The following is a 6,772-nucleotide window of genomic DNA, read 5'->3' on the forward strand; positions in this document are numbered from 1 at the left end:
ACATGCAGATGATTGATATCGAACAACTACCAGGGGGTGTCGCCCCGCCTCCGGTGCGCGTCGGCGACGCTAGTATCGATGAAGCAACGATTGCGTTAGAGATGCAGTACCACCCCGCCGAAACGGCGGGGGAGGCCCAGCTTCAGGCGGCCCGTGCCTTAGTGGTTAGAGAGCTGCTACGCCAGCGAGCTAACGTCCTGGGTCTCTTATCGACACAGGAAACCAGCGAAGCGCAGGAGGATGCAGCGATTGCTGCCTTGCTCGAACAGGAGCTTGAGGTGCCCGAATCGGGAGAAGGGGATTGTCAACGCTTTTTTGACACCCACCGCGAGCGCTTCAGCGAACCGGCCCAGCTACGTGTAAGGCATATTCTGCTAGCAGCGGCACCCGATGACTCCGAGGGCCGCGACGACGCGTACCAACTTGGCGAAAAACTGCTTAAAGAACTCAATTCCATACCCGAGCGGTTTGCCGAATTTGCTCAACACCACTCCGCGTGCCCTTCAAAAGAGATGGATGGTGATTTGGGCTGGCTGGTATCAGGCCAGACCGTTCCTGAGCTGGACCGCGCTTTGCAGCACTTGCCCGAAGGCCTTCACGAGCGCCCCTTGGCGTCTCGCTATGGCTGGCATGTGGTGAGTATTGACGAGCGGCGAGGCGGTAGGGCGTTACCTTTCGATCAAGTTATTGACCGGGTGCGCCATAGCCTACGGGAACAGGCAACTCGACGTGCGCTGCGTCACTATTTGCTGGCGTTAGAGAGCGAAATAGGCGTCGAAGGAATTGTTCTGGATGACGATGCTGGCGGCAGCTTGATGCAATAGCTTGAAGCAATAGCAAAGCTAATAGGAGAGGCTTGATGTCCCATGTTCCTGTCAATGCACTTTTCACTCCGCTTGGCATCGCGGTGCTAACGGTTTCCGATACGCGTGGTTTCGATGAAGATGGCAGCGGTGACCTACTGGTTGAACATCTGAGCGAAAGCGGCCATACCCTGGTGGAGAGACGCATCGTTCCTGATGATATCTATCAGGTTCGTGCCGTGGTCTCGGAGTGGATTGCGCGAACAGATATCCACGCGATTCTGGTTAATGGCGGCACTGGCTTTACCGCCAGGGATACCACTCCCGAGGCGTTGATACCGCTGTTCGACAAAGCGATTGAAGGGTATGGAGAGCTGTTCCGCCACTACTCCCTGAAGACAGTCGGCACAGCGACGATCCAGTCTCGCGCCGTCGCGGGGGTGGCCAACCGAACGATGATGTTTGCCATGCCCGGCTCACCCAAAGCGTGTGCCTTGGCGTGGGACAACATTATCGCTTTGCAGCTGGACTCCCGCACTCGGCCCTGCAACTTCGCCGCCATGGTACTTCCTTCAGCGACCCCGTGTAGTGGACGAGCGACCTCTTCCAATGAGGTGGAGCACTTATGAACTGTCACTGCGCACAAATAGTCACGCCCGGCTTGTTAGAGCTGTTTGATGCACGCCAACGGCTTATCGACGCCGCCACGCCCATTAATGCAGTAGAAAACATCACCCTTGGACAATCGGCGGGGCGAGTACTGGCAGAAACGCTGGTCGCACCTCTCGATATGCCGGGTGTGGATAATAGCGCTATGGATGGTTACGCGCTGTGTCTGGCTGATTACCAAGCGGCACCTCCCGGCGCAGGCTTACCCATTCTTCAACGCGTACCGGCTGGCGCAGGCGTCATGCTGCTACCGGAAGGAGGCTGCGCGCGTATTTTTACCGGCGCACCAGTACCCTTAGGAGCGGATATTGTGGTGCCTCAAGAGCGAGTCACCCTTGATCAGCACGGGCATATACACCTTGAGGGTAACTTGGTGGTAGGCGCTAATATTCGCCGTCAAGGCGAGGAGACCCGCATGGGAACCCCGCTACTCGCCGCGGGTACGTTGCTTGGTGCCGCGTCGATTGCGCTGCTGGCAAGCCATGGGATAAGTGCTGTGACCGTTAAACGGCGCCTGCGGGTGGCAATACTCTCAACCGGCGATGAACTGATTCCCCCGGGTGCTGCGCGATCACCGGGGCAGGTATACGACAGCAATCGCGCCATGCTTAACGTTCTGCTAGCACAGGCGCAGTGCGACGTGCTGGATTTGGGTGTCATCGCAGATTCGCCGGCGTCATTGCATCAGGCCTTTGAGCACGCACAAACCGCTGCAGATTTAGTGGTGTGCACCGGGGGCGTTTCGGTAGGCGAAGAGGATCATGTTCGTCCGGTAATCGAGCAGCGCGGCGGTCTGCATTTTCATGGTGTCGCGATGAAGCCAGGGAAGCCCTTTGCTTTCGGTTATCTAGGCGCGGAGCCTTTTTCTTCCACACCGTTAATGGCGCTGCCGGGTAACCCCGTGGCCTCCCTGGTGGGCTGGCAGCTGCTGGCGCTGCCGTTTATCCATGCCATGCAAGGTAGAGCCGTAGCGGTTCTACAGCGTTATCCAGTAAAAGCGGGCTTTTCTCAGCGTGGCCCCCAGGGGCGCTGCGAGCTACTACGGGTGGAGATGGATTGGTCACAGGGGGCTCCCGTGGCGCAGTTAGCGGGCGGACAGGGCTCGCATATGCTCAGCGCGGCTAGCCAGGCCCATGGTTATTTAATGATTAACCCCGCCACGGAGGTAACTGAAGGGGCCACCTATCACTATTACCCCATCAATCAGTTCGCCGCTTGAACAGCTTTTCCTATCGTGGCCACTGACCTCGTTTGTTTTTCATAGGAGAGGGTATGTCTTCACAATACAAACCGCGCACACTGATTTATGCCTGCTCCGGCTGTTCTGATGTGGCGCAACTGGCCAATAGTGTTGCTCTGCGTCTTGATCATGCAGGAGAGGCAGAAATGTCCTGCATTGCTGGTGTCGGCGGTGGCGTGCCCGGCTTGGTGCGCATCGCCCGCTCCGGGCGGCCTATCGTAGCTATTGATGGGTGTCAGATGCATTGCGCCAGCCACTGTCTTTCCAAAGCGGGCGTTATACCCACTGAGCACGTCAAGCTGTATGAGAACGGCCTGCGCAAGCGACGGGGCCAGTTTTATGATGAGGAAACCATTGAAGAGATTACCGCTGAAGTGAAAGGGCTCATAGCTCGGCTACCCGTTAACGCCAGTGCCCAAGGAGAGGAGTCCCCAGAATGAGTGCGCTAGTCGATGGGTTTGGCCGTACGGTGCGTTACCTGCGCCTATCGGTGACTGATCGTTGTGATTTTCGCTGTGTTTATTGCATGGCTGAGGAGATGACCTTTCTGCCTCGGGCCCAACTGCTTACCCTTGAAGAGATTACCACTCTGTCTCTCTGACATAATTGTCTCCTATAGTGTTGTTTGATATATGCAGTATTTTAGGCAGACGATAAGCGATGACCAGCGTTGACTGTAAGCGCCCATGTGTAAGGGTGGCTGCGAGCCGTAAATTATCGTCTATCATTCAAGTATGTGTGGACGATTCGCGTTATTCACCCCGCTTGATCAGCTGGCCAAAATGGTTGGCGCTACTGTACCCGAGCAAAAAGTCAAGCCTCGCTACAACGTCGCGCCCGGCACGTGGATCGCTGCCGTGTACCAGACTTCAGAAAATGAGGCACCGATTATTGGCGAGATGTGGTGGGGGTATCGGCCGCGATGGGCCAGCAGCACAGGTAACCAGCCGATCAACGCGCGAGTTGAAACGGTGGCCACCAACGCCTATTTCAAATCGGCGTTTTCAAAACATAGATGCCTGATACCGGCTGACGGCTGGTATGAATGGATTAAGGACTCAAAACCCAAGCAACCGCATTACATTTGCCGCAAAGATCGTAAGCCGCTGTGTTTCGCAGGCATATTCGCTGAGCGTGATGATGGAAGCCTAGGCTGTGCCATTGTCACTGAGCCCGGACGCGGTAGTGCTGCTGAGGTGCATGATCGAATGCCACTAATATTGGATGACGATAGCCTTAAGCATTGGTTAGCGCCTGACATTACTGATCGGGAGACGATCAAGCAGATGGTGCGGCATATCGATGCCAGTCTGCTAGAGCATTGGCCTGTGAGCACCAAGGTTAACAAGCCAGCGGAAGGGCAGAGCGAAGAGCTGATTAATCCGGCGTGATGTTATCTAATCATCGGCAGATCGACTCGCACGGCATACCATCATTATCACCATCTAAGCGACCGTTCCCGCGTTGGTTCAAATGAAATATTGCCGCTTCGCATGACGCCATAGAGCCGCAAGTCTAACGAGTTGAACAGCTAAAGCCGGAGCTGCTTTCCGATCGTAGGGAAAGAGCGGACGTTATTGGCAGCAGTGCAGGCAGGTGCTGTTGGATGGCTACCTTACCAACATAAGAGTGGGCAGTTCCTTGTGTAACTGTCACACCTGTCTCATTAGGTTAATGTTTAGCGTGACTGAGTATAGTTGTCCTCTATTTGCTGAAGAAGGTGCCGCCATCGGGCTGATACAGACGGCACCTTGGAAATGCTGCAGTAACACCTCACAAGTGAATCGTCACGTCATAGTTTCTGTATTGCGCTTACCTATGACGTGAGTCTCGCAGGATTTAAAGCTAGCTGAAAGAACGATGTAACCGGCACTCAGGCCCTACATCGGTGTTATATCAAACCAGCCATTTTCTTTTCCGGATTGGGCTCAGTCTATATTTTAACAATGTTCACTCCATAATCTGAGGGATTGACGATTTCTTGTAACTTGCCGATCTGTGGCAAATCATCTTGGCCAATGACGCTGCTAATATTGGTATCTGGAAAACGAAGGTTTTTAACAATATGCACCTGGTTAGGCATGCCTTTATTGTCGATGTCCATGACCCAGGCTAGGAAGCCTCCCGAATATTTAGTCAGACTCCCGATCGGGTAAAGACCATACACTTGGATGTACTCCACCAGCACTGTTTTATCATAGGCAGAACCTGCCTCATGGACCCTACGGTAGGCATCAAGCGGGGCGCGTGGGGGCAGGCCATTTCGTGAATGCATCAGCTTATTGATCGCTTTGATGACCGCGATCAGCCGAAGTAGCGCGGAGAGCTGTTCCTCACGCTTGCCTGCGGGGTAGCCGGAACCGTCCAGTCGTTCGTTGGCTTGCTCAATGACAACACGGCAGGTGGGGCTTGCTTTCCAGCCTAACTCATCCAATTTACTACATAGTTTTGTGACATGACCTCTCAGGATGGCTTTCTGCTCCGGATTCATCGTTACCTTGAGCGATGGTAGCTCGGCACTGATCAGCAGCGGCTTGCCCATGGTGTGTAATAAGGCGCCCAGCACGGCTTCACGCACTTGGGGATCATGCGGGTCACGGAGTAGGAGCAGGTCGGTCAGTTGGCCGGCGACCTGAACGGCATGTCTGACCCAGTCTGGCTCGTCCCGCAGAAATGCTAGGGCATAAAGAAAGGCTTTGCGATCCTGTTCCACTAAGTAACGCAATGTGTCGACGCAGTCGTAGAAGATCTCACTAGGGAATAAGGAGTTATTTCTCATATGCATCAATCCCACTTGGAGTTGATGCGCCACATCAACGACACCGCGTTCCATCGGTGACTGGCGAGCACGTTTTTCACGCTCTTGGACTTCTCGCTGAAGCATCTTTTTCTCTTTAGCATCTGCAATGAACAGTGGCGAGTGACGGGACAGCTTATCGTTAGATCCTGTCCGGAAGGCGGCTTCTCTTTCCGACTCGTTGACGAACTGAAACAGAGCTTCTGTTTGTGACGTCGTCAGGTTAATAAACTGAATACCGAGCGCCGCATATCCATGACTACCGATAGAGCGTATATGGCGGACTTTGCCCTCGGCAAAAAAGCTTTCGCCGTTGGGGAATTCCAGCGTTACCCCAGGGATTTCTTGGTCTACATTGATCGCTATACTTTCCGCCAAATCGATGTCAATCATACAACCACCGACCGACAAGTTACGCAGCCGACCCGGCACGTTGAGCTCATGGAGATAGACTTCGAGATTGACGCGGGCTTGCATGCCAAGGATGAAGGGGATACGAACCGCGCCACGGTTCTCTTGAACAAAGACCGATTCTGGGAGCTGGCACTCGAGGCGATATAGCGTACTGTCCGTTTTGATAAGCTTGGCGGGGACATTGCTGAGACTGTAGGTCTCACGCTCCACGGCGTGTGTCCCTTTTAGCGCCTCAAGATCAAAGCTCACATTACCGTCAACTAGGTACCGCTCAATATCTGATCCGGCGTACTCGATTTCAAGTACCATTCGTCCAGTAGTCAGGTCCAGTTCCGCAACGTCTGCTTTTAAGGCATAGGGCACCTCCTTGGCGTATATAGAAAGCTCATTTGTATGCTGGAGCAGCGAACGAATCACATTCGCAGAGGGATTTTCGTACAGTGCAGTGAGTGTCATCAGTCATACCTATAGGGGTAATACTGCTTTTTTTATTTTTCAATCAGAGGAAGTGTTCATTGCATAAACTATCATAGTCTTCGATTTTCAGAGCACTCCTTACGTCTATGATTAACGTTTCGCAGCGTTAAGTGTTTCATGCCTCAAATCGCCCGCCAGGGTGGGTGCTGAGTCTTCACCACTATCATCATATTTCGCACCACAGGCGCTCGTTAAAGTCTTCACTGAGCTCTGCCACCTTCTAAATGCACTGCAATGTGACTTCAGTCATATCACTAGGGTCTGTTGACGTTTCACATGGGCAGCCATAAACAACCACAAGCTAAGGCCACCATGCTTTCGTAGTTTCGCTTGAGCTTGTCGTAACGCGTCGCTATGGCGCGATACGGCTTC

General features: G+C 53.7%; 7 protein-coding genes and 2 pseudogenes. 6 read left to right on the top strand and 3 right to left on the bottom strand.

Going from position 1 to position 6,772, the window contains the following annotated elements:
• The first annotated feature begins 2 nt into the window (after positions 1–2).
• From HUO07_RS11015 to HUO07_RS11040, 6 genes and pseudogenes are all read left to right on the top strand, one after another.
• Positions 3–824, top strand: coding sequence for a peptidylprolyl isomerase (locus tag HUO07_RS11015; protein ID WP_176303608.1), 822 nt, complete (start codon positions 3–5; stop codon positions 822–824).
• A 35-nt stretch (positions 825–859) separates the two neighbouring features.
• Positions 860–1,432, top strand: a complete 573-nt coding sequence (gene moaB, locus HUO07_RS11020; RefSeq protein WP_008958044.1) for a molybdenum cofactor biosynthesis protein B — start codon at positions 860–862, stop codon at positions 1,430–1,432.
• Positions 1,429–2,691: a molybdopterin molybdotransferase MoeA gene (locus tag HUO07_RS11025; RefSeq protein ID WP_176303609.1), complete on the top strand. Its 1,263-nt coding sequence runs from the start codon at positions 1,429–1,431 to the stop codon at positions 2,689–2,691. Before moaB ends, HUO07_RS11025 begins: the two co-directional genes overlap by 4 nt.
• A 53-nt stretch (positions 2,692–2,744) precedes the next feature.
• Positions 2,745–3,152: a putative zinc-binding protein gene (locus HUO07_RS11030; RefSeq protein WP_176303610.1), complete on the top strand. Its 408-nt coding sequence runs from the start codon at positions 2,745–2,747 to the stop codon at positions 3,150–3,152.
• Positions 3,149–3,307 (top strand): annotated as a pseudogene (locus tag HUO07_RS11035) (GTP 3',8-cyclase MoaA); the annotation flags it as partial. The gene HUO07_RS11030 and the pseudogene HUO07_RS11035, both read left to right, overlap by 4 nt.
• 139 nt (positions 3,308–3,446) lie before the next feature.
• A complete protein-coding gene (locus HUO07_RS11040) occupies positions 3,447–4,103 on the top strand; it encodes an SOS response-associated peptidase family protein (RefSeq protein WP_176303611.1) in 657 nt (218 codons plus the stop codon).
• A gap of 10 nt (positions 4,104–4,113) precedes the next feature.
• On the opposite strand, the gene HUO07_RS22210 is transcribed toward HUO07_RS11040, so the two are convergent.
• The 3 genes and pseudogenes from HUO07_RS22210 to HUO07_RS11055 form a co-directional block, all read right to left on the bottom strand.
• Positions 4,114–4,215 (bottom strand): excalibur calcium-binding domain-containing protein, encoded by a 102-nt coding sequence (locus tag HUO07_RS22210; RefSeq protein ID WP_176303612.1) that lies wholly within the window; start codon positions 4,213–4,215, stop codon positions 4,114–4,116.
• Between the two features lie 430 nt (positions 4,216–4,645).
• Positions 4,646–6,379: a PilZ domain-containing protein gene (locus HUO07_RS11050; protein ID WP_176303613.1), complete on the bottom strand. Its 1,734-nt coding sequence runs from the start codon at positions 6,377–6,379 to the stop codon at positions 4,646–4,648.
• Between the two features lie 293 nt (positions 6,380–6,672).
• A pseudogene (locus tag HUO07_RS11055) lies at positions 6,673–6,772 on the bottom strand (IS5/IS1182 family transposase); the annotation flags it as partial.

The organism is Vreelandella maris (assembly GCF_013371085.1).
Classification (GTDB): Bacteria; Pseudomonadota; Gammaproteobacteria; order Pseudomonadales; family Halomonadaceae; genus Vreelandella; species Vreelandella maris.